Source organism: Pararhodobacter aggregans, from assembly GCF_003075525.1.
Lineage (GTDB): Bacteria > Pseudomonadota > Alphaproteobacteria > Rhodobacterales > Rhodobacteraceae > Pararhodobacter > Pararhodobacter aggregans.
Genome location: NZ_QDDR01000001.1, coordinates 629298 through 652559, shown reverse-complemented (window position 1 = coordinate 652559; position 23262 = coordinate 629298). Strand labels below are relative to the sequence as shown.

Below are 23262 nucleotides of genomic sequence, written 5' to 3'. Positions count from 1 at the left end.
CTAGCCGCCAGCCACGGAGCTGCGGGCGTTTTCAAGCGCCGCGCGGGTCTCGTCGGTGGAAAGCTCGTTGTTCAGCCGCTCGAACTCGGCCAGCGCCTGACGCGGCTGGTCGTTGTTCTGATAGGCATAGGCGCGCAGCATCGCCAGATCCCGCCGCAGGGGCCCGGTGAGTTGCTCCAGCGCATTGAGATAGGCGATCGACTGGGCGTAATCGCGGCGGTGGAAGGACCGGACGCCGCGCTGGTCCAGGATCGACGATTCCGCGGTGATCCGCTGTTCCTGCGTGAGGTTGGTCGCGGCGGCGAGGCGCGCGGCTTCCTCGGTCATGTTCATCGCCAGATAGGACAGGATCATGCCGAAACGCGCGTCCCGCGGCACGTTGCCGCCCAGCCCGCCGCCCGATTGCACCGTGGTCGAGAAACCGGCCAGCGCCTCGCCCGTGCGGTCGAGGTTATAGGCGCACCACGAGCGTTCGTAGAGCAGCTCGATCGAGCGCGGATTGGCCGAGGCGGCAAGGCAGGCGGGCCAGTTGCCCTGTTCCTTCAGCGCGCGGGTCTGGCCGACGCGGCCGTCGCCCCTGAGCCCGAGGCGCCCCGCGGGCACCGGGACCGAGGGCGCCGGGCCCCCGACACTGGGCGCGGCGCTGACGACCGGGGCGGCGGCGGCGGGTGCGGGCGCGGCGGCGGTGGTGGTCGCCGCGGCAGGCGCGCGCGGGGTGCTGGCCCGGGGGGCGCTGCCGCCCCGTCCGGCGCGCAGGCGCTCTTCCAGCGGGTCGAGCTGGGTGCGGTTCGCCGGAGCGGTCTGGCGCGCCACCTCGAACAGCTGGACCATCTCGTCCCAGCTGGCCACGTCATTGGCCTTTTCCAGGGTCGGGATGACGTCGCCCGCGCGGGTGCACGACGACAGCACGCCGCGATAGGTGGTCACGGCGTTGCCGTTCTGCCCGGCCCCGGCGTAAAGCTCGGCAAGGCGCCAGGCGTTGTTGATCCGGTCGCAGCGCATCAGCGCCGGAACCCGGCGGGCGGCGGCGATGGCCCCGGCCGCGTCGCGGCGCGCATAGGCCTCGTCGAAGGCGGCCTGGGATTCGTTCAGTTCCAGCACGCGCAGCATCTCGGCATCGGGCTGCCAGCCGGGCACGCGCGTGCGGGCCTCGTCGATCAGGCCGCGGGCGCCCAGATAATCCTGACGCTCGATCCGCGCCCAGATCGGCGCCACATCGACCGAGGCGGTGGCGGTGGCGCCCATCGCCCGCAGCTCGTTCACGTCGCCGGGCGGCGTCCAGCGCGGGAATTGCGCGCGCAGGCGGCGCATCTCGGCCTGCACGGCGCGCTGGTCGTCGTGGTCGAGGTAATAGATCAGCGCCCTGAGATCCTCGGCCGCGGGGGCCTGGGCCATGGCCGGCATCGGCGCCATCAGGCTGAGCGCCAGAGCGGTCGCGGCGCTGGCCAGAAGGGGGCGGAGGGCGGGGATCAGATCGGCACGCATTCGGGGCTCACCTGGTTGGCAGCGATCATCGCGAACATTTGCAACGTCGCCGGGTAATAGGGTTGCGAGGGGTCGAAGGGCGGCATGTCCGACCCCACACTCCCCGCGGCACCGGCGCAGGACACGAGCGCGGCCAGCGCCCGGTAGCCCGCGTCGGACGAGGCCTCGAGCACCGCGCCCGACAGCGGGTCCACCCGCGTGGGCACCGGCACCCCGGGCTGCACGGTGCGGGCATAGACCCGCATCATCTGCGTGACCGCCGGGTGACGGTTCAGGCCCGACCACACCAGATAGAGCGGCACGCGCATCGCCTCGTAGCCCGCGGCGGTCGAAAAGCCCTCGGCCGGAACGATGCCGCGGGCCGTGACCTGCACCCAGTCGGGCACCGGCCCGCTGTCGGCCATCCGCACCAGCATCGCCTCGGCATGCTGGGCGGTCTGGGCCAGTTCGACCACGCCCGTGGCCATCGCCACCTCGCGCATCGCCAGCGGCATGATGTAGCTGGGGTTGAAGACCAGCCGGTCCTCATGCACGAAACCCTGCGCCGCGGGCAGGAACACCGTCTCGCCGGCATTGGCCAGCGAAGCGACGATGCAGCGTTCGGCCAGCGCCGTGGCGATCTGCTGGGCGCGGACCAGATGCTGGCGCTCGTTGAAGCGGTTGGCGGCACGGACCAGCGCCCAGGCGTAGAACAGATCGCCGTCCGAGGCATTGTTGAGGTCGGGCACCGGATTGGCCTGCCCCGGCAGGAAGCGCCAGGCCAGAAGCCCGTCGCCGCGGATCGAGAGGTTCATCTCGGTCCAGTCAAAGATCCGCCGGAACGCATCCTGATCGCCGAATTCGGTCGACAGGAACAGGCCGTAGCCCTGGCTTTCGGAATGGCTGGCGTTCTGCTGCAACCCGTCGACCACCCGGCCGTCGTTCTGCAGATAGGCGGCTTTCCACGCCTGCCAGACCGGGGCGGCAGTCTGCGCCAGATCCGCCGTCGTCAGCAGGCCCTGCGCGCCCGCCTCCCCGCCCGCGCAGGCCGCGGCAAAGGGCGCGACTCCGGCCAGCGTCAGGAAATGGCGTCGGTTCATTGCTTGTGCTCCCGCGTGGCGATCACCAGTCTGAGCGCGAAAAGCGCCGAGACGAGGGCAAGGAAGAAGAGGCCGGCCACGTAGCGGATCGGCATGGCCGAGACGACATTGCCAACCACGTGGCGGACGTTGGACAGGGTGACGGCCTCCAGCAGCACCGGCTGGCGGTCGGGCGCGGTCCAGTTCTGCCAGCGGCCGTCCCGGTCGAGGACCGAGACCTGCCCGCGCGGCCCGTCGGTATTGGTGCGCGCGGCAACGATGGCCGAGGCGATGGCGCTGATGTCGCTTTCGGGCGCACGGACCATCCACAGCTGGTTGGGCCGCCCGGGATCCAGCTGCAACAGCACCGCCTGGGCGTTCTGGCGCTCGAGCCATTGTTCCAGCAACAGGCCCGAGCGCGGTTGCAGCCATTGCAGCGCCGTCTGGAACCCGTTCTTCAGCCAGTCCCAGCCGCGCGACAGCGCCGCCCCGCTGTCCGACCGCTCGCGCGCCCTGAGCAGCGCATGCGCGGGCTCGGCGCCGGTGGCGGCCGGGGCGGTGTCGTTGTGCAGAAGCGCCGCCTCAAGCGCCCGGCGGCTGAGCTGATAGCCCCCCAGCGGCACCGAACCCAGATCGTCCAGCGCCAGCAGGTAGAGATGCGTGTTCAGCGCCACAGCGTCGGGCCGCTCGCCGCCGCTGAGCGCGGCCTGCAGCGTCACCACGTCGTTGTCGTCGAAGGAGCGGGCCGACATCTCGTTGGTCTCGACGCTGGCCGGGGTCAGCCCGGCGAAGGCGATGTGCATGTCGGGCAGATACATCGACGGGCTGTAGGGCACCGAAAGGGTCGAGCTCTGGCCGATGGCCAGGATCGGCGTGTCGTTGAAGGGGCACGGCATGTCGGGGGGCGAGCCCGGGACCAGCACCTCGAAGCTGAGCGTGTTGATGCCCGCCCGCAGCAGCCGCGCCTCGAAGCGGACCGGGAATTGCTCGATCAGCTCGCCGCCGCCGCGCCACATCGGCAGCAGGCGAACGTTTTCGTTGTTGATATGGACCAGCAGCACCGATTGGTCGGGCAGGCCCTCGATGAAGATATAGTCGAGCCGGATCTCGGCCTTGTCGTTGGTCAGGACAATCCAGTCGTCGGGCAGCCGGAAGCGCGTGTCGATGCGGGCGTAATGGTCATAGACCTCGGTCGTCTCGAAGCCGAATTCCGAGAAGGCGACCGGGCGCATCGTGTCGATCAGGGGCGGCTGGGCCCGGTCGGCGACGCGCGGCAGGATGTTCTCGAATTCAGGCAGGGCGTGCGGGCGTTCGTCGGGGACGAATTCGACCACCATGACCTGCGCCCCGTCGCCCGAGACGCGGAAGGTCAGCCGGTTGGCGGTCGACGGCAGGAAGGTGATCCGCGCAGCCGAGCGGGCCGCGCCCTGCACCGACCAGTATTCGGTGAAGCGGAACGGGATCGGGTCACCCCCCAGCGCGGCGCTGATCCGCTGGGTGATGGTCGAGACCCAGGCGTCGCGATAGGCGCCGAGCCCGTCGGCGCCGCGGATCTCGATCCCCGAGCCGGTGGCGGCGGCGGCGGCGAGGCCCATCAGGAACCCCTCCTGCCCCGAGATGCCCTCGGACGAGGCCAGCACCGCACCCGAATTCGCGAGGTCGATGTCCGACCACAGCGCGAACGAGGCTTCCGGCCCGCAATAGATCCGGTGGTATTGCACCAGTTCGATGCGGACATTGTTCTGCCCGGGCAGCACGGCAGCCGCGTTCATCGGGAAGTCGACGGTGCCGAAGCTGGTGAAATTCTCCAGCCGCCCCTCGCCCACCATCGTCTCGTTGACCCAGACGCGGTAATGCGAGCGCTCGGGCAGGACGTTGATCGACGAGAGCGTGGAAATCCTGAGCGCGCGCACCTGATCGGGGCGCGGCACGAAGAGGGCGAATTGCAGCGTGCGCCGTTCGCCGTCAAAGCGGATGGCGCTGCCCGCGGGTCGGCCGCGGGCCTCGATCGGGCGCAGCGGGCTGATGACCGTGGGGTCGACGGCGATTTCCTCGACATAGGTGCCGCGGTGGGCCTCGGCCTCGATCCGGTCGGCGTTGAGCTGGTCGATCATGCTGTCCGAGACGCCGCCCGACGGATCGCTGTCCAGAGGCAGCGGGATGATCCCGCCCGATTGCGCGAAAGCCGCGACCGGCAGGGCGAGGGACAGCAGGGCTGCAGCCAGAAGGGGACGGAAGCGGCGCATCAATAGGCCTCCCCCGGGGTGTTGGCCCCCTGCGGCGGCACGCCCCGCCCGGCATTTTGCGAAATCGCCGCCTGCAGCAGGCTGATCGGCCGGTCGGTGGTGGGCGGGTCGAACGCCTCGCCAAAGGCCATCATGTGGGCGGGCACCGTGCGGGTCACCTGGGCGTTGCGCTCGCGCTCGCGCACGCGCTGCTGGCGGGCGGGCTCTTCGGCCAGCGCGCGCAGCGTGTGATAGATGCCCTGGAACGACAGCTGGAACACGTAGAGCATGCCCCGGATCAGGCCCATCTTCTTGTGGCGGCGGGCGCGGATCGCCTCCCACGAGGCACTGTCGCCGAAGATCATGTGGGCGATGGTCTCGCGCACGATCATCGGCTGGGTCGGGTCGAACTTGACGCCCAGCGCGACCGCCTCGCCCTCACGCGTGACGCTCTGGACCTGAACGCGGACCGCGTTCTCCAGATGCGGCGAACGGGGGAATTCGGGCGTGAAATAGAAGGTGTCGGCGACGCGGGGCATCACCGGCGTGGTGCCATCGGCCAGCGGTTTCGAGCGCAGCACCAGCCGGCAGCCCGAGGTCGAGGCATCGACCACCGTGGCGGGCATGAACACCGGATGATCGAGGCCCAGCGCCACCGTCGCGGGCACATTCACCGGCACGCGCGGCACGGCGCGGCGTTGCTGGCGCTCGGCGACGGCGCGCATCGAGGCGCCGACCAGCAGGAAGTTGTAGATCGCCCAGCCGCCCACCACCATGATGATGTTGTGATCGCCCGGGAACATGACCCAGCGCACCGCCGCGGCGACGACGCCCAGCAGGGTCAGCGCGAAGATGAAGATCAGGGGCTTGTAGATCGGCGAGACGAAATCCTCTTCCAGGACCTCGTCCTTGGCGGTCACGTTGAACTTGGCGCCGCGCGGGTTCCAGAAGGTCTTGAAGATCGCCGCCGCCAGATAGGGGGCCTGCGCCGTCTCGTAGATCTCGGAGACCAGCGGCCAGCGCACCTTGCCGTAAAGCGCGTTCTGGATCAGGAAGTTCACCGCCATGTAGCTGGTCATGTAGACCGCGACCTCGCCGATGGTGGCGACGAAGATCTGCAGGCCGAAGAACAGGTACATCAAGGGCGCGAGGATGAAGGTCATCCGCACCAGCGGGAACAGCCAGAAGGTCATCGAGTTCAGGTAGCACAGCTTCTGCGTCAGGCTGAGGCCGCGGTATTTCAGCGGGTTCTTCAGGATCAGCAGCTGCATCATCCCCGTCGCCCAGCGGCCGCGCTGCTCGATGAAGGAGACGAAGGTCTCGGGCTGCAGGCCCGCGATCATCGCGTGATCGACATAGAGCGACTTCCAGCCGCGGGCGTGGATGCCCAGCGCGGTCTCCGCGTCCTCGGTGATCGTGTCACCGGCGAAACCGCCCGCCTCGTCCAGCGCCTTGCGGCGCAACAGCGCCGCCGAGCCGCAGAAGAACGCCCCGCCCCAGCGGTCCAGCCCGCGGTGGCTGAGGTGGTAGAACATCTCGTTTTCCGGCGGGCAATCGTCGCGCAGGCCGATGTTGCGGTCGATGGGATCGGGGTTGAGGAAGAAGTGCGGCGTCTGCACCAGGAACAGCTTCGGATCCTCGACGAAATAGCCGACCGTGCGGGCCAGGAAATCGCGGCTGGGAACGTGGTCGGCGTCGAACACCACGACGATATCGCCGTCGAGTTTCTCCAGCGCCGCTGACATGTTGCCGGCCTTGGCATGAACGTTGCGCTCACGCGTCGAATACATCACCCCCAGCTCGGCGCAGAGCTGGATCAGGTCACGCCGCCGCTTCCTGGCCTTCTCGGCCAGTTCGGGATTGTCGCTGTTGCAGCGCTGGTCGGTGCCGCCGTCGTCGCACAGCACCACGGTGCGCTTGTGCTCGGGGTAATGCATGTTCTTGGCGGCCGAGAGGGTGACCGCCAGCATCTCGACCGGCTCGTTATAGGACGGCACGAGGATATCGACGGTCGGCAGATCGCTGGCAGCGACCCGGGGCGGCAGCGTGCGGTTCACCGGATCCGCGGTCATGAAGGCCGACAGGAAGAAGACGCCGATCGCGTAGGTCTCGACCAGAAACAGCACGATGGCCGGGATGAACGAGATGACATCGGTCACCGGCGGCAGGGTTTCGGTCACGCGCCAGGCCCAGTAGCGCAGCACCAGGGTCGAGGCGATGGACATCATCGCGAACCGCGCGACCATGCTTTCCATGGCAACCGGCTTGAGCGCGACGACAACCAGGAACGAGGCGATGCCCAGCGTGGCCTGCACCTGGATCGAGGTCGGTACGCTGACCAGACCAGCCACCAGGACCATCAGACCCAGCCAGAGCAGCAAATTCGTCTTGTCGCCCAGGGACAGCGTCCGCGTCCCGATCATCTTGCCCATGTCACCTGTCCCTGCAAAACTCTTTACCTTCCCGAACTTGGGTGTCGGGCTCAGCCCTGTGGCGCCGCATGCGGCGACATCGTGTAGATCGTGCCGCTGGCGCCGCCGACCCCGAAGGCGCGCCCGCCCATCGGCTCCATCGCCTGCTCCAGCGAGCCGTTGACGCAATTGCGCATCATCACGTCGAGCGCCTGCGTGCCGCGCGGCAGCGGCCGGGCGCCGACCCCCATCCGCCGCAGCACCAGCACGCAAAGCGTGCCCGCGCCCACCGATTCGGTGGCGTAGACATAGCTGCCCAGCGCGTCCGACCCGGTGTTCAGCCCCGAGGCCGAGACCCGCTCGAAGGGCGGCGGCAGGCCGCCGAAGCGGGCCCGCATCTCGTCGAAGTCAAAGCGAGTCAGCTCGGCGCTGCGGCCGGTCTGGGCGCGGATATGCAGCAGGTTGTCACCCCGGACCGCGGTGGCGTTCGGCAGGATGATCCGTTGCTCTATGGCGCCGTTGAGGTTGCGCTCGAAGACCAGCAGCGCCTCGGGCGCGTTGACCATGGCGCGCGAGGGCTGGACAATGGTGAACTCGACCGTGTTCTCCAGCGTCTCCATCCCCGGGTGGTTGGTGGAGTTGAAGAAACGGTTGAGGCCGCCAGCCGCCTGATCGCCCGCCTCCTGCGAACATCCCGCCAGAAGGGCCAGCGCGGCAAGCCCGCCCCATAGCGCGCGAACCGAGAGCGAACGCCCGGAATCGGACGCATCGCGGCGGATGGGGCCCTTGGCCCGTGACCGGTCAAACATGGTGCCTGCTCTGCCTTTTTTCCGAGGAGTGCAGCGAACCACCCGTAGCGGCAGACTGCAGGCCCCGGGGCTCACCCTGTGCCTGCGCCCAGCCGGGAACGCGTTTCTGCCTGTGCCTCGGTTTATTGTTTTGCCTGCAAATCTACTGAATTTGCCGAAATCGCGCAATCCACTTTCTCAGAACGGGCCACAAACGCTCGAATTTTAGGGATTTTCTTAAGATCTCGTCCACAATTTGCGCCCGTTGCTCTGCGGGGCGGCATTTGTAGTGCGTGAAAGGTCAGACATTCATCGCCGCAGGGTGGTAAAGAAGTCACGCAACAATCGCGCGGCCTCGTCCTCGGCGATCCCGTCATAGACCTCGGGCGCATGATGGCACTGCGGATGGGTATAGACCCGCGGCGCCTGCGCCACGCCGCCCGACTTGGGGTCCGAGGCCCCGTAGTACAGCCGGGCGATGCGGGCAAAGCCGATGGCGGCGGCGCACATCGGGCAGGGTTCGAGCGTGACCCACAGCGCGTGGCCCGGCAGCCGCTCGCTGCCCGCTGCGGCGCAGGCCGCGCGCAGCGCCAGCACCTCGGCATGCGCGGTGGGGTCGGACAGCTCGCGCGTGCGGTTGCCGGCCTGCGCCACGATGCGTCCCGAGGGGTCCACCACCACCGCGCCGACAGGCACCTCGCCCCGGAGGGCGGCCGCCCGCGCCTCGTCGAGGGCGATCTGCATGGGGCTGACAGGAACGGGCTTCATTGACATGGCGGGCGCAACGCGGTTGATGGGACTGGATGCCCGCTTGCGCGCCCCCATGCAAGCCCATGCAAGCCCAGACCCTTTCCCGGAACCCGATGACCCTGACGCCCAAGCCCCCCCCCCGTCCTGCCGCCACCGCCCTGCCCCAGGGCGACAAACGGGCGGGCGAGCGCATCGCCAAGGTGCTGGCCCGCGCCGGTGTCGCCTCGCGCCGCGCGGCCGAGACGCTGATCGCCGAGGGCCGGGTTTCGGTCAACGGCACGATCATCGACAGCCCGGCGCTGAACGTGACGCCGCGCGACAAGATCACCGTCGATGGCCAGCCGCTGGGCGCCAAGGAGCCGACGCGCGTCTGGCTCTATCACAAGCCCCTGGGCCTGGTGACCTCGGAGAAGGACGAAAAGGGCCGCGCCACGGTGTTCGAGACCCTGCCGCCCGAACTGGGGCGCGTGCTGTCGGTCGGGCGGCTCGACCTCAATTCCGAAGGCCTCCTGCTGCTGACCAATGACGGGGATTTGAAGCGGCGGCTCGAATTGCCCTCGACCGGCTGGCTGCGCAAGTACCGGGTGCGGGTGAACGGCACCCCGACCGAGGCGATGCTGGCCCCCCTGAAGCTGGGCGTGACCATCGACGGCGAGAAATTCCAGCCGATGATGGTCAATGTCGACCGCCAGCAGGGCGCCAACGCCTGGCTGACCGTCGGCATCCGCGAGGGCCGCAACCGCGAGATCCGCCGCGCGCTGGATACGGTCGGGCTGACGGTGAACCGGCTGATCCGTACCGCCTATGGCCCGTTCCAGCTGGGCAATCTGGAGCCCGGCGCGGTCGAGGAACTGCGTCCGCGGGTGCTGCGCGACCAGCTGGGCCTTGCGGCGGACGATGTGGCCGAGGGCCGCGCCGCGCCCCCTGCCCCGCCCGCCAAGAGCGCGCCGAAAGCGCCCGCCAAACCCGGCCGCGCCCCGACCAGGACGCCGGTGGGCGAGGATGGCAAGCCGCAGCGCGTCTCCTGGGGGATGAAGTCCCACGGCGGGCGCAAGGGCCCCGATGGCGAACCGGCCAAGCCGAAATCCTGGGGTACCAAATCTGCCCGCCCGACAGGCGATGCGCCCAAAGGTCGGCCCAAGCCCCGCGGCTGACCCGCCATCGGCGCTTTCCATTCGCCCGACAGCTGTCTTATAGTTTCCATAACACGCCCTATATCTGGGGGCTAAGGCCTCCCCACCGGGTAACGACAGGGAAACGGACGTGACCACCACCGGCTTGCAGAAAACCGCCTATGCGCTGCTGATCGCGCTTCTCGTCTACGCCTGGGTCGTGGGGGGCTGAGCATGGCACGACGCTATGGCGGCCCCAACAGCCCCGGCGGCGATCCGCGCCCGGAGAACGAGCGCACAGCGCCCGCGCCCCGTTCCGCGCGCCGCCAGCGGGCCCGCCGCCATCCGGCCGGCTTTCGCGTGAACCTGCTGTTCGTGATGCCCTTCCTCTGGGCGTTCAGCGCGTTTTTCCGCGATCCCGCGGGCATGGCGCAGCATCTGGGGGTCTTCGCGCTGTTGATGTTCTCGGCCTGGCTGACGCGCGAGGGGGTGATCGCCCAGGACGCCTATGACCAGCGCCGCGTCGCCCGCCGCCCGGCCATCCCGCGCAAGATCTTCGGTTCTGTCGCGATGGGGCTGGGCCTGGCGCTGGCCGGTGTCGGCAGCGCCTATGGCATGGCGGTGCCGGTGGTGCTGGGCCTGATCGGCGGCGCGCTGCATCTCACCGCCTTTGGCCCCGATCCCTTGACCAGCAAGGGGATGGAAGGGGTCGACGAATTCCAGACCGACCGCGTGGCCCGGGCCGTCGAAGGCGCCGAGGCCTATCTGCGCGCCATGTCCGACGCCATGCTGCGCGCCCGCGACCGCGATCTGGAGGCCCGGCTCACCCGCTTCCAGTCGCATGTCCGCGAGTTGCTGCGCGCAGTCGAGGACGATCCGCAGAACCTGACCGCCGCCCGGCGCTATCTCAGCGTCTATCTGCAGGGTGCCCGCGACGCGACGGTCAAGTTCGTCGAGGTCTACGAGCGCCAGCGCGATCCCGGCGCGCGCAAGGATTACCTCGACCTTCTGGACGATCTGGAAGAGAATTTCATGCTGCGCACCGAGACTTTGCGCGATTCCGACCGCCAGGCGATGGAGATCGAGATCGACGTGCTGCGCGAACGCCTTGAACGCGAGGGGCTGCGCCCCGCCCTGCCCCCGGCCAATCCCGCCATTGACCCGCTCTCTCCGGCATTTCAGAACCAGACGAAAGTCCCCGTGAAAGGAAACCCCGATGTCTGACGACGTTCGCCAGCAGGCCACGCAACTGACGACCGCCATCCAGGAAGCGACCGCGCTGCGCCTGCCCGAGCCGGTCGGCGAACTCGTCCCCATCGAACAGGCCGATGCGCCGGTGGCCGAGGCCATCCGCAGCCGGATGAACGAGATCGACATGACGGAAACCTCGTCGATCATCGGCTTCGGCTCGCGCGCGCAGCTGGAATTGCAGACCATCAGCCAGGCGATGCTGGACGATGTGCGCAACAAGGACGTGGGCCCCGCGGGCGACAGCCTGCGCCAGATCGTCACCACGATCCGCGGCTTTTCGGTCAGCGAGCTGGACACCCGGCGCGAGCGCAGCTGGTGGGAACGCCTGACCGGCAAGGCGGCGCCGCTGGCCAATTTCATGGCCCGTTACGAAACGGTGCAGGGCCAGATCGACAAGATCACCGAGACCCTGCTCGGCCATGAGACGGTGCTGCTGAAAGACATCAAGTCGCTGGATCTGCTCTATGAAAAGACCCTCGACTTCTATCAGGAACTGGCGCTCTACATCGCCGCGGGCGAAGAAAAGCTGAAAGACCTCGACGCCACCACCATCCCCGCCAAGATGGCCGAAGTCGAGGCCGCCTCGGAAGACCAGAAGATCGTCGTGGCGCAGGAACTGCGCGATCTGCGCGCCGCCCGCGACGATCTGGAGCGCCGGGTGCATGACCTGAAACTGACCCGTCAGGTGACGATGCAATCCCTGCCCTCGATCCGGCTGGTGCAGGAAAACGACAAGTCGCTGGTGACCAAGATCAACTCGACGCTGGTCAACACCGTGCCGCTGTGGGAGACTCAGCTGGCCCAGGCGCTGACCATCCAGCGTTCGAAAGAGGCGGCGGAATCGATCCGCGCGGCGAACGATCTGACCAACGAACTGCTGACCAAGAACGCCGACAACCTGCGCGAGACGAACCGCGTGGTGCGCGAGCAGATGGAGCGCGGGGTCTTCGACATCGAGGCCGTCAAGCACGCCAACGAAAGCCTGATCGCCACGATCCAGGACAGCCTGCAGATCGCCGACGAGGGCAAGGCAAAGCGCGCCGCCGCCGAGGAAGAACTGCGCAAGATGGAGGCCGAACTGCGCGACTCGCTCGCCGCGGCGAAGGCGCGTGGCGACAACCCGGCGGCCTGAGCGGGCCGCCGCCCTCTTTGCGCTGATGCTGACCGCGGCCCTCGCCGCGGGCTGCACCGCGCTGCAGCGGGGGGAACCGGCGCCCGGCCCCAGCGCCGCCCCGCAACGCCCGGCCGAGGTGCTGCCGGTTGACCCAAGGTCGGCCGATATGCGCGCCTATTACACCCGGATCGAGGACGAACGCCGCGCCCGCGGCCTGATGCGCACCGATCCCGGGGCGCAGGACGTCGTCGTGACCCCGGCGCGGCTGGCCGAGACCTATATCGCCATCGCCCTCAACAACGAACTCGCCACCCCCGACACCAGCAGCGCCAGCGTGCTGCGCCGCTGGGAGGTGCCGGTGCGCTACAGCCTCGAATTCGGCGCCTCGACCGGGCGCGCGACGCGGGTGCGCGACTATCAGGACGTCCGCGCGCTGGCCGCCCGGATGGGCACCGCCGCGAACCATCCGATCACGGTGGCGCCCCTGGGCGACAGTTCGGGGAATTTCCACGTCCTGGTGCTGTCGGAATCCGAACGCCAGGAGGCGGGCCAGCGCATCCGCACCCTGATCCCCGGCATCGACGAGCGGGCCGTGCGGCTGATCACCGACATGCCGCGCGAGACCTTCTGCCTGGCCATGGCCTTTGCCCGCGACGGCTCGGCTGCCTATACCGAGGCGGTGGCGGTGATCCGCGCCGAACACCCCGACCTGACGCGGCTCGCCTGCTATCACGAAGAACTGAGCCAGGGCCTGGGACTGGCCGCGGATTCGGGCCGCGCGCGGCCCTCGATCTTCAACGACGATCAGGAATTCGCGCTGCTGACCGATCTGGACCTGCTGCTGCTGCAGATCCATTACGACCCCCGCCTGCGCCCCGGCATGACAGAACGTGAAGCCCGCCCGATCATCTTTTCCATTGCGTCCGAACTGGTGGCGGGTGCAAGTTGACCGCAGATTTGAAAGCATTTCCGCAGGAGTGACCCATGGTTTTCAGCTTCCTCAAGGGCCAGTTCATCGATGTCATCGAGTGGCTCGACGACAGCCGGGACACACTCGTCTACCGCTTCGAGCGCTACGGCAACAACATCATGATGGGCGCCAAGCTGACCGTGCGCGAGGGGCAGGCCGCCGTCTTCATCCATGAAGGCCAGCTGGCCGATATCTTCGGCCCCGGGCTCTACGAGCTTGAAACCAACAACATGCCGATCATGACGGCGCTGCAGCACTGGGACCACGGCTTCAAGTCGCCCTTCAAGTCCGAGGTCTATTTCGTCAACACCCGGCGCTTCCCCGGTCTGAAATGGGGCACGCAGAACCCGATCATGCTGCGCGACCCGGAATTCGGGGCGCTGCGCCTCAGGGCCTTCGGCAGCTACACGATCCGCGTGACCGACCCGGCCAAGTTCATGACCGAGATCGTCGGCACCGATGGCGAGTTCACCCAGGACGAGATCTCGGGCCAGATCCGCAACATCGTGGTGCAGAAGGTCAGCCAGTCGCTGGCGGCCTCGGGCATCCCCGCGCTCGACATGGCGGCGAACACGCAGGACCTGTCCAAGATCGTCGGCGATGCGATCCAGCCGACGCTGACCGAATACGGCCTGTCGATGCCGGAACTCTATATCGAGAACATCTCCCTGCCGCCCGAGGTCGAGAAGGTGCTCGACCAGCGCTCGTCGATGGGGATCGTCGGCGATCTGAACAAATACACCCAGTTCTCGGCCGCGCAGGCGATGCAGAACGCGGCCAGTGCCGGGGGCGACAACGCCATGGGCGCCGGGATGGGCATGGGGATGGGGATGGGCATGGCGCAGGCCATGGCCAATGCGATGGGCGGCATGGGGGGCCAGCAGGGCAACCAGGCGCCCGCCGGTGCCGCCCCGCCGCCTCCGCCTCCGCCCGCCGCGGCGCAGTTCCACGTCGCCAAGGACGGGCAGACCACCGGCCCCTTCGGCACGGCCGCGCTGCAGCAGATGATGGGCTCCGGGCAGTTCGACCGCGACACGATGGTCTGGACGCAGGGCATGGCCGGCTGGGCCAAGGCGGGCGAGGTGCCGGCGCTGGCGTCCCTCTTCGCCGCGATGCCGCCCCCGCCCCCGCCCGCGGGGTAAGCCGCCATGTGCCCCAGCGACGACACGCCCCCGCCGCCGCCCGGCGCGGCGCCCTGGGGGCAACCGACACCCCCTGCGCCCGCCCCTGAGCCCGCGGGCAGCGACGAGCACCGCTTTCCCTGCGAGAATTGCGGCGCCCAGCTGCGTTTCGCGCCGGGGCAGCGGCGGCTGACCTGCCAGTATTGCGGCCACGAACAGGACATCCCCTATTCCGAGGGCGAACGCGAGACGGCGCTCGAAGCCTATGACCTGCGCGAAGCGCTGGCCAATCACCTGCCGCCGCAGGCGATGGAGGAACACCGGGTCCTCAGCTGCTCGAACTGCGGGGCGCAGGTGGAATTCGACCCCGCCCAGCACGCGGCGCAATGCCCGTTCTGCGGCTCGCCGGTCGTCACCGACACCGGGACGCAACGGCAGATCAAGCCGGGCGCCGTGCTGCCCTTCAAGCTGACCGAACGCGAGGCGCATGACGCGATGCGCGGCTGGCTGGGGCGGCTGTGGTTCGCGCCGAACAAGCTGAAGGATTACGCGCGCTCGGACGGCTCGCGGCTGGACGGGCTCTATGTGCCCTATTGGTCCTTCGACGCCGACACGCGCAGCCGCTACCGCGGCGAGCGGGGCGACGCCTATTACGAGACGCGCACCGTCACCCGCAACGGCAAGACCGAGACGGAACGGGTGCGCCGGATCCGCTGGACGCCGGTGTCTGGCCGCGTCGCGCGGGATTTTCGCGACATGCTGGTCATGGCCTCGCAATCGCTGCCGCGCAATTTCGCCCATGCGCTGGAGCCCTGGATGCTGGGCGAACTCGCCCCCTACAACCCGCAATACCTGTCGGGTTTCCGGGCCGAGGGCTATACGGTGCAGCTGCCCGAGGGGCATGTGATCGGCGTCCAGCGCATGGACGAGGTGATCCGCCAGGACGTGCGCCGCGACATCGGCGGCGATGAGCAGCGGGTGCATTCGGTCGATACCGACCACGACAACGAGAAGTTCAAGCACGTCCTCCTGCCGATCTGGATGGCGGCCTATCGCTACCGCGACAAATCCTACCGCTTCATCGTCAACGGCCAGACCGGCAAGGTGCAGGGCGAGCGGCCCTGGTCGGCCTGGAAGATCGCCGGCGCCGTGGTCGTGGCACTGATCGTGGCGGGCGTCGTCCTCTATGTGACGCAGGGCCGCTGATGCGCGCGCTGGTGCAACGGGTGACCTCGGCCTCGGTCGCGGTCGAGGCCGAGATCGTCGGCGCCTGCGGTCCGGGGCTGATGATCCTGGTCTGCGCCATGCAGGGCGACGACACGGCAAAGGCCGAGGCCCTGGCGGACAAGATCCTGAAACTGCGGATCTTTCGGGACGAGGCGGGCAAGACCAACCGCTCGCTGACCGATGTCGGGGGCGGCGCGCTGGTCGTGTCGCAATTTACCCTGGCCGCCGATACCTCGCGCGGGAACCGCCCCGGGTTTTCCGCCGCCGCCCCGCCCGATCTGGGTCGCGCGCTTTATGAGCATTTCGCGGCGACGCTGGCCGCGCGCGGCGTGACGGTCGGGCGCGGGGTCTTCGGGGCGGAGATGCAGGTCTCGCTGGTCAATGACGGGCCGATGACCATCTGGCTGGACCTCTGAGCGGTTTCGCCCTGGGCTGACGCCTGCGGGCGACAAAGGCGGGGGGCTGCTCGCCCCCCGCGCCCCCTCGCCAAAGGGGGGCACGCCCCCCTTTGGAAACCCCGTGGATATTTGGGGAACAAAGATCGGGTTTGGTGGCGCGTCTCTGGCGTGCCACACTCGGGCATGACCGAGGGGGTGCCATGGACGAGACCGATTTTTCCCTGAGTGAATACGAGGCGCGGCTGGCGCGGATCCGGGTGGCGATGGCGGCGCAGGGCCTCGTGGCGCTGATCGTCAGCGATCCGTCGAACATGGCCTGGGCCACCGGCTATGACGGCTGGTCCTTCTATGTGCATCAGGGGGTGGTGATCGGGCCTTCCGGCCCGCCGCTCTGGTGGGGGCGCGGCATGGATGCGGCAGGCGCCCGGCGCACGGTCTGGATGGGCGAGGAGGCGATCCATGGCTATGACGACAGCTATGTGCAGAACCCGGACAAGCACCCGATGGAGGTGCTGGCCGCGCTGATCCGCGATCAGGGCTGGGCTGGCGGGCGCGTCGGCGTCGAGATGGACAATTACTATTATTCGGCCAAGGCCCATGCCGTGCTGGCCGATCATCTGGACCTGGCCGATGCCACGGGGCTGGTGAACTGGCAGCGGCTGGTGAAATCGCCCGCGGAAATCGCCCGGATGCGGCGCGCCGCGGGCATCGTCGAGGCGATGCACAAGCGCATCCTGGAGGTGGCGGAGCCCGGGCTGCCCAAGAACCGGCTGGTGGCCGAGATCCTGCATGCCGGGGCGACGGGCGCGGGCGGGCATTGGGGGGATTACCCGGCGATCGTGCCGATGGCGCCCTCGGGCATGGACGCGACGGCGCCGCATCTGACCTGGGACGACCGGCCGATGCAGCGGGGCGAGGCGCATTTCTTCGAGATCGCCGGGGTTTACCGGCGCTATCATTGCCCGCAATCGCGCACGCTGTTCTTCGGCGAGCCGCCCGCCACCTACCGGCGGGCCGAGACCGCGGTGCAGGAGGCGACCGAGGCGGCGCTGGCCAGGGCCCGGCCGGGCAATACCTGCGAGGACATGGCGATCGCCTTCTACGACACGCTGGGGCGGCACGGGTTCCGCAAGGACAGCCGCACCGGCTATTCCATCGGCCTCAGCTATCCGCCGGACTGGGGCGAGCGCACGCTGTCGCTGCGCCGCGGGGATCTGACGCCCCTGCAGCCGGGCATGACGCTGCATTTCATGCCGGCGCTCTGGCTCGACGATGGCGGGATCGAGATCACCGAACCGATCCTGATCACCGAGACCGGGGTCGAGAAGCTGAGCACCCTGCCCGGCGCGCTGTTCATCCGGTCATGATCCGCCGTTCGGCCCCATCGGCACGGGCCAGTTCCTGCGACACCGACTGATCGGCGTTCCACAGCATCATGCGCCCGCGTCCGGCCCGTTTCGAAGCATAGAGCGCCAGATCGGCCAGCGAGACGAGCGCTGCCTCGCCCTGGTCGCTGCCCGGCCCGACCAGCACGGCGCCGATCGACAGGCCGACGGGACAGGGGTGCCCCTCATGGGTGATGGTCAGGCGCATGTGGTCGTAGATCGTGGCGCCGACCCGGGCCAGCGCCGCGCGGTCGAGGACTCCGGCCAGCAGGATGACGAATTCGTCGCCCCCCACCCGCGCCACCAGATCGCCCGCGCGGACACTGCGCCGCAGCCGCGAGGCGACTTCGGCCAGGACATGATCGCCCGCGGAATGGCCGAGCGTATCGTTGACCTGCTTGAAGTAATCGAGGTCGATATGCAGCAGCGCGAAGCCCTCGCCCCCGCGCAGCAGGCGGTCCAGCGCCGCCTCCATCGCCCGGCGGTTGCCGAGGCCGGTCAGCGGATCGGTCGCCGCCTGTTCCTCGGCCCGGACGCGGGCGCCGCGCAGCCGGTCGGCCATGCGGGTCAGTTCGCCCATGACGGCGGTCTTGGCCTCGTAGAGGTAGAGAAGTTCGATGGCGAGGTCGGTATCGGCGAAATCGGTGGCAGAAAGCCCGTGTTCGCGCACCGCATCCCTGACGCCGAAGCCGAAGGAGAGGTTCAGCAGCACCCCGTCGCCCAGAAGCGGCACCGCGGTGCCCTTGAACGTGGTGGCGGGGGTGCCGCGCAGCGACATCTGCAGGCGCTGCGCGCGCAACAGGACGCTGGCCTGCGCCGCGTTGCGGGGTTTGCGCAGGGTGAAGACCTCCTCCAGCGGCTTGCCGATCGCCCCCTCGCCCATCAGTTTCAGCAGCGTCGGCCCGGCGCCGCGGATGCGGCAGGCGGAGTCGAGCGACAGATACATTGGCATCAATTGCCCCAGCGCGCCGGGGCCGAGGTGAAAGCCGGGTTGGCGCAGATCCCCCTCCATCATTGTGCCGCCTCGGTGGCGAGGTCGAAGCGTCTGCCGGCGTGATAGGCCGGATCATGCACCTCGATCCCGATCAGGTCGACCGTGCCGGGGGTGCCGTCCGCCCGGTCGGCCCGCTGCATCCCGCGATGTTCCAGCACCACGAGCGCCCCGTAATCGTCCGCCAGCGCCCGCAGGATGCCGACCATGACATGGCCGAAGCCAAGCGGCCCGCCGGTGCAGGTCAGCAGGAAACTGTCCGGCCCGGCCTCGCTGATGACGAGATCGGGCAGCGCCAGATCGGGGACCGCCAGATGGCTGCGGCCCTGCAATTCGTCCAGCGAATAGAGGAAATCGGTGAAGCTGACCCCGCCGAAGCGCAGCAGGCGGCGCAGCGGCTCCATCCGCTCGTGGGAAATGAGGTAGGTCCCCAGATCCTCGAGCAGCGAATCGCGCGGACGGCGCAGCAGGATGACGGCGGCCTCGATCACCGATTCCGTCAGGGAATCGTCATAGCTTTGCATCGCCTCGAAACCGTCCGCACCCAGAAGCTGCGTGATTCCCGAGTGTTGCGCCACGTCGTGCCAGACCACGCCGCCGAAGGCATCGCTGATGAAACTCTGCAACGCCTTGTTGACCAGACCATGCATTCCCAGTCCCCGTACTCCACCGCCCCTGAGAGTCGCGTGAATGCGTTAACAAATTGCAAACGGCCTCAGGCCAGGTCGAGCAGCGCCGGCAGATGGCCGATATCGGGGCGCACCGCATCGGCAAGGTCGGCCAGATCCGCGGCCTCGGCCACGCCGGTCAGCACCGCCAGCGTCGCCATGCCCGCGCGGCGTCCGGCGATCAGGTCATGCCGGGAATCGCCGACCATCAGCACCGCCGAGGGTGCGAGCCCGGCGGTCCGGGCGAAAGCCAGCAGCATCCCCGGCTCGGGCTTGCCGCCATGGCCGGAATCGAAGCCCGCGACGAAATCGAAAAGCTCGATCACCCCGGCCACGTGCTGCCGGGCCACGGATTCGAAATCATTGGTGGCGACGCCCAGCTTCAGGCCCGCCCCGCGCAACCGCTCCAGCAGCGCCCTGAGCGGCACCGCCTCGGCCAGCGGCGCCTCGGCCGCGGCGCGGGCGATCCGGGCCTCCAGCGCATCGGCCGTCAGGCCCGCGAGCGGCGCCAGCAGTTCGGCCACCTCGCGGCCGGTGCCGGCGATCACCGGCGATTCCGGCCGGAAACGCCCGCGGTCCAGGTCGAAGGCCATCGCCTCGGCCATCGCCGCGGCGCGGGCCGGGTCGCCGCCCGAGAGTTCGCCCAGAAGCTGCCGCGCCCAGGCGCCCCAGGTCGCCTGAAAATCAAACAGCGTGCCGTCCTTGTCGAAAAGGATGCCGCGAATGCCCTTCATCATCAGGTCCAATGCATCTCTGCGCCGCCGGGCAGCGCCGCGCGTGCCCGGCCGGGGGTTTCCGGCGGCAGATTGAGCACCCGGCAGGCCTCGAGCAAGAGGGCTTCGTCACCCATGATGAATTCCAGCACCGCCAGCAGCAGGCCCGGGTCCGAGAGGCGCGACCGGAGCGAGTCGGGCGACTCGCCCGACCAGCCCAGAAAGCTGCCCAGCCGCTCGGAATCCCCGGTCAGCCAGGCGAGCAGGGTCGCGGCCACAATTTCGGCGTCTTCTTGCCTCATGAAAATCAGAATCTCGCGCACAAGTTTGCTGGATGAAAGGTTTCGTTAACCATTGTTAGGCTATCGTTTCAGCTAAGCCCCCGGATCACCGGGATCAAGCGAAATGACCGGGGCGGGCACAGGCAGGATAGCATCGATGTCAGGCAGAATACTCATCGTCGACGATCTGGCCACCAACCGGATCATACTCAAGGTCAAGCTGAACGCGGCCTGCTATGAAACGCTGCAGGCCGCGACAGGGGCCGAGGCGCTGGCCGTGGCCCGGACCGAACAGCCGAAGCTCATTCTCCTCGACATGGTCCTGCCCGATATCTCGGGGATCGAGGTCTGCCGCCAGCTGCGCGCCGACCCGACCACGACGCATATCCCGGTGGTAATCATCACCGCCTCGAACGACCGCCGGGCGCGGCTCAGCGCGCTGGAGGCAGGCGCCGACGAATTCCTGACCAAGCCTTTGAACGAGGTGATCCTGCTGGCCCGGATCCGGGCGCTCCTCAGGGCGCGCGAGACCGAGGCGGAGCTTCGCCTGCGCTCGGAAACCTGGGGCGATCTGGACCTGGCCGAGGGCGAGTCCGTCTTCGCCATGCCCGGCCGGGTGGCGCTGGTCGCCGCCGAGCCCGCCATCGCCATGGCATGGCGCGCGGCGCTCGCGCCGCATGTGCAGGAACGGCTGGCGGTGATGACCCCCAATGCCGCGCTCAGCGACATGCCGCAGGGCGCGATCCCGGATTTCTACCTGATCGCCGCCGATCTGGGCAGCCATGGCTCGGGCCAGCGGCTGGTGGCGGATCTGCGGGCACGCGAAGCCAGCCGCCACGCCGCCATCGCCCTGGTCCTGCCCGAGGCCGATCCCGACATCGCCGCCATGGCGCTCGATCTCGGCGCCTCGGACCTGCTGACGCTGCCGCTCGACCCGCAGGAAACCGCGCTGCGCATCACGCTGCACGTGACCCGCAAGCGCCGCGCCGACCAGCTCAGGCGGGCGGTGAACACCGGGCTGCGGCTGGCGGTGACCGACCCGCTGACCGGGCTCTACAACCGCCGCTACGCGCTGGCCCATCTGGACCGGATCGCCAGCCGCGCCGCCGAACAGGGACGGCGCTATGCGATCATGGTGCTGGACCTCGACCGCTTCAAATCGGTGAACGACACCTTCGGCCATGTCGCGGGCGACGCGGTGCTGGAAACGGTGGCGACCCGGCTGCGCAACAACCTGCGCCCCTCGGATCTGGTGGCGAGGATCGGCGGCGAGGAATTTCTCGTGGCCCTGCCCGACGCGACGCTGGGCTCCGCGCGCCTCGCCGCGGAACGCCTGTGCCGCGTGGTCGGCGACGAGCCCGTGCCGCTGCCCGACGGCCGCGGCTCGGTCGCGGTGACGATCTCGGTGGGCCTGGCCATGGGCCCCGCGCCGCATGGCCCCGGCGAGGAATCCCCCGCCCGCGAGGCGCTGAACCGCGCCGATTGCGCGCTGATGAGCGCCAAGGCCGAGGGCCGCAACCAGGTGACGATCGCCAGCGCCGCCTGAGGCGACGGCGGGCCAGAGCGGGATCCTCCCCGGCAGAGCGGTGGCCTTTGGACGTCGGAGCGGTTTCGCCCTCTGTGCCCTCAGGCGACCGCAAGCGGACGGCTGCCGCCCCCAGAGAACGCAAAGAGCGGGGGGCTGCCGCCCCCCGCACCCCCTGCTTCAAGGGGGGCACGCCCCCCTTGAAAATCCCCGTGGATATTTGAGGCGCAAAGATGAGACCAGGGGCGACCTGCCCCTTTCTTTGTTCCGCAAATATCCCACGGGGGTCCGGGGGTGTGAAACCCCCGGCGCTGCCACGCACACCGTCCTCTCCGCGGCGGGAGGCGCGCGGGGCGGGCGGGTGGGAGCGTGCCTCCCGCCGCTTTGCCCCCAACCCGCCACCCGCGACAAAACTTCAACTGTGAACATTTTCACTTCCCTTCCCCCGGAGCCCGCGCTACGCCATCGGCATGAGCACGATGCCCCTCTCCGACGACCGGCGCGCCAAGCGCAATGTCACCGTCTTGGTGGCGGCCCAGGCCATTCTCGGCGCGCAGATGCCGATGATCTTCACCACCGCGGGTCTGGCCGGGCAATCGCTGGCGCCCAACCCCTGCTGGGCCACGCTGCCCATTTCGGCCAGCGTGCTGGGCTCGATGCTCTCGGCCGCGCCGATGTCGGCCTTCATGCAGCGGCGCGGGCGGCGGCAGGGCTTCGTGCTGGGGTCGCTGGCGGGCGCGCTGGGCGCGGCGATCGGGGCGCTGGGGCTGCTGAACGGCTCGTTCATGCTGTTCGTCATCGGCGCGCTCTTCACCGGGGTCTACATGTCGGCCCAGGGCTTCTACCGCTTCGCCGCGACCGATACCGCGTCCGATGGCTACAAGCCCAAGGCGATCAGCTATGTCATGGCCGGCGGCCTGTTGAGCGCGGTGATCGGGCCGCAGCTGGTCAAGGTCACGGCCGACTCCATGGTCGTGCCCTTCCTCGGCACCTATTTCGGCGTCATCGTGCTGAACCTCATCGGCATGTGGCTCTTTGCCTTCCTCGACATCCCGCGCCCGGTCCTGGCCCCCAAGGGCACCCCGCGCGAGGGCCGCAGCCGGATGCAGCTCTTGCGCGAGCCGGTGATCGCCGTCGCCATCATCTGCGCCACGGTCAGCTACGCGCTGATGAACCTGGTCATGACCTCGACGCCGCTGGCGGTGGTGGGCTGCGGGTTCCAGACCTCGAACGCGGCCGATATCGTCTCGGCCCATGTGCTGGCGATGTATGCGCCCTCGTTCTTCACCGGGCATCTGATCGCCCGTTTCGGGGTCGAGAAGATCATCGCCGCGGGCCTCGTGATCCTGGCGGGATCCGGCGCGGTGGCGCTGTCGGGCGTCGAGCTCGAGCATTTCTTCATCGCGCTGGTCCTTCTGGGCATCGGCTGGAACTTCGGCTTCATCGGCGGCACGACGATGCTGGCGCGGTCGCATACCCAGGCCGAGCGCGGCACGATCCAGGGCGTCAACGACGCCATCGTCTTCGGCGGCGTCACGCTGGCCTCGATCAGTTCGGGCCAGTTGATGAATTGTTCGGGCTCGAACGTGGAAACCGGCTGGCAGCTGGTCAATGTCGCCATGCTGCCCTTCCTGGTGCTGGCGGGCGGTGCGCTGATCTGGCTGGCGATGCGCCCCCGCGCCGCCTGAGCCAGACCGAAACCGCTGCCGAAATCGTCAGCTTGCCCGAAAAATCACCCGCTTTCAGAGACTTGTCGCCCCGTGCGGCGGCCTGATCACGGACCGTTGAT

At 68.8% G+C, this 23262-nt stretch carries 20 protein-coding genes; 10 read left to right on the top strand and 10 right to left on the bottom strand.

Features of this window, described 5'->3' with window-relative positions; all coding sequences use genetic code 11:
• The 6 genes from DDE23_RS03220 to DDE23_RS03195 all read right to left on the bottom strand — a co-directional run bounded on the left by DDE23_RS03220 (window position 1) and on the right by DDE23_RS03195 (window position 8711).
• Window positions 1-1485 carry an outer membrane protein assembly factor BamD gene (locus DDE23_RS03220; protein ID WP_107749926.1) on the bottom strand — a complete coding sequence of 495 codons (1485 nt, stop codon included), beginning with the start codon at window positions 1483-1485 and terminating at the stop codon, window positions 1-3.
• A complete protein-coding gene (locus DDE23_RS03215) occupies window positions 1470-2564 on the bottom strand; it encodes a family 8 glycosyl hydrolase (RefSeq protein ID WP_107749925.1) in 1095 nt (364 codons plus the stop codon). Before DDE23_RS03215 ends, DDE23_RS03220 begins: the two co-directional genes overlap by 16 nt.
• Window positions 2561-4789 carry a cellulose biosynthesis cyclic di-GMP-binding regulatory protein BcsB gene (locus DDE23_RS03210; protein WP_107749924.1) on the bottom strand — a complete coding sequence of 743 codons (2229 nt, stop codon included), beginning with the start codon at window positions 4787-4789 and terminating at the stop codon, window positions 2561-2563. The genes DDE23_RS03215 and DDE23_RS03210 overlap by 4 nt, the downstream gene beginning before the upstream one ends.
• The gene (bcsA, locus tag DDE23_RS03205) at window positions 4789-7200 is read right to left on the bottom strand and encodes a UDP-forming cellulose synthase catalytic subunit (RefSeq protein ID WP_170121772.1); all 2412 of its coding nucleotides are present in this window, start codon (window positions 7198-7200) and stop codon (window positions 4789-4791) included. The genes DDE23_RS03210 and bcsA overlap by 1 nt, the downstream gene beginning before the upstream one ends.
• A 50-nt stretch (window positions 7201-7250) precedes the next feature.
• Complete coding sequence (locus DDE23_RS03200) at window positions 7251-7988, bottom strand: hypothetical protein (RefSeq protein ID WP_107749923.1); 738 nt, start codon at window positions 7986-7988, stop codon at window positions 7251-7253.
• 288 nt (window positions 7989-8276) lie between these two features.
• A complete protein-coding gene (locus tag DDE23_RS03195) occupies window positions 8277-8711 on the bottom strand; it encodes a nucleoside deaminase (protein ID WP_107749922.1) in 435 nt (144 codons plus the stop codon).
• Between the two features lie 119 nt (window positions 8712-8830).
• Here DDE23_RS03195 and DDE23_RS03190 point away from each other — a divergent pair, with 119 nt between their 5' ends.
• The 8 genes from DDE23_RS03190 to DDE23_RS03155 all read left to right on the top strand — a co-directional run bounded on the left by DDE23_RS03190 (window position 8831) and on the right by DDE23_RS03155 (window position 17277).
• Window positions 8831-9871: a pseudouridine synthase gene (locus tag DDE23_RS03190; RefSeq protein ID WP_107749921.1), complete on the top strand. Its 1041-nt coding sequence runs from the start codon at window positions 8831-8833 to the stop codon at window positions 9869-9871.
• A 192-nt stretch (window positions 9872-10063) separates the two neighbouring features.
• Complete coding sequence (locus DDE23_RS03185; RefSeq protein ID WP_107749920.1) at window positions 10064-11053, top strand: 5-bromo-4-chloroindolyl phosphate hydrolysis family protein; 990 nt, start codon at window positions 10064-10066, stop codon at window positions 11051-11053.
• A complete protein-coding gene (locus DDE23_RS03180; RefSeq protein ID WP_107749919.1) occupies window positions 11046-12212 on the top strand; it encodes a toxic anion resistance protein in 1167 nt (388 codons plus the stop codon). The genes DDE23_RS03185 and DDE23_RS03180 overlap by 8 nt, the downstream gene beginning before the upstream one ends.
• The gene (locus DDE23_RS03175) at window positions 12190-13143 is read left to right on the top strand and encodes a DUF2927 domain-containing protein (protein WP_107749918.1); all 954 of its coding nucleotides are present in this window, start codon (window positions 12190-12192) and stop codon (window positions 13141-13143) included. The genes DDE23_RS03180 and DDE23_RS03175 overlap by 23 nt, the downstream gene beginning before the upstream one ends.
• 35 nt (window positions 13144-13178) lie before the next feature.
• Complete coding sequence (locus DDE23_RS03170; RefSeq protein ID WP_107749917.1) at window positions 13179-14306, top strand: SPFH domain-containing protein; 1128 nt, start codon at window positions 13179-13181, stop codon at window positions 14304-14306.
• Between the two features lie 6 nt (window positions 14307-14312).
• Window positions 14313-15491: a TFIIB-type zinc ribbon-containing protein gene (locus DDE23_RS03165; protein ID WP_238149884.1), complete on the top strand. Its 1179-nt coding sequence runs from the start codon at window positions 14313-14315 to the stop codon at window positions 15489-15491.
• Window positions 15491-15928 carry a D-aminoacyl-tRNA deacylase gene (gene dtd, locus DDE23_RS03160; RefSeq protein ID WP_107749916.1) on the top strand — a complete coding sequence of 146 codons (438 nt, stop codon included), beginning with the start codon at window positions 15491-15493 and terminating at the stop codon, window positions 15926-15928. The genes DDE23_RS03165 and dtd overlap by 1 nt, the downstream gene beginning before the upstream one ends.
• A 182-nt stretch (window positions 15929-16110) precedes the next feature.
• Window positions 16111-17277, top strand: coding sequence for a M24 family metallopeptidase (locus tag DDE23_RS03155; RefSeq protein ID WP_107749915.1), 1167 nt, complete (start codon window positions 16111-16113; stop codon window positions 17275-17277).
• On the opposite strand, the gene DDE23_RS03150 is transcribed toward DDE23_RS03155, so the two are convergent.
• The 4 genes from DDE23_RS03150 to DDE23_RS03135 all read right to left on the bottom strand — a co-directional run bounded on the left by DDE23_RS03150 (window position 17264) and on the right by DDE23_RS03135 (window position 19969).
• Complete coding sequence (locus tag DDE23_RS03150) at window positions 17264-18310, bottom strand: diguanylate cyclase domain-containing protein (protein WP_107749914.1); 1047 nt, start codon at window positions 18308-18310, stop codon at window positions 17264-17266. The two genes, DDE23_RS03155 and DDE23_RS03150, sit on opposite strands and share 14 nt — an antisense overlap.
• Window positions 18307-18936 carry a heme NO-binding domain-containing protein gene (locus tag DDE23_RS03145; RefSeq protein ID WP_107749913.1) on the bottom strand — a complete coding sequence of 210 codons (630 nt, stop codon included), beginning with the start codon at window positions 18934-18936 and terminating at the stop codon, window positions 18307-18309. The genes DDE23_RS03150 and DDE23_RS03145 overlap by 4 nt, the downstream gene beginning before the upstream one ends.
• A 65-nt stretch (window positions 18937-19001) precedes the next feature.
• Complete coding sequence (locus DDE23_RS03140; protein WP_107750230.1) at window positions 19002-19688, bottom strand: HAD family hydrolase; 687 nt, start codon at window positions 19686-19688, stop codon at window positions 19002-19004.
• A 2-nt stretch (window positions 19689-19690) separates the two neighbouring features.
• The gene (locus DDE23_RS03135; RefSeq protein ID WP_107750229.1) at window positions 19691-19969 is read right to left on the bottom strand and encodes a DUF3572 domain-containing protein; all 279 of its coding nucleotides are present in this window, start codon (window positions 19967-19969) and stop codon (window positions 19691-19693) included.
• 136 nt (window positions 19970-20105) lie between these two features.
• Between DDE23_RS03135 and DDE23_RS03130 the strand changes: the two genes are divergently transcribed.
• Window positions 20106-21494 (top strand): diguanylate cyclase, encoded by a 1389-nt coding sequence (locus DDE23_RS03130; RefSeq protein ID WP_107749912.1) that lies wholly within the window; start codon window positions 20106-20108, stop codon window positions 21492-21494.
• A 449-nt stretch (window positions 21495-21943) separates the two neighbouring features.
• Entirely contained in the window at window positions 21944-23161 is a 1218-nt protein-coding gene (locus DDE23_RS03125) for an MFS transporter (RefSeq protein WP_238149883.1), read from the top strand.
• Window positions 23162-23262: the final 101 nt, after the last annotated feature.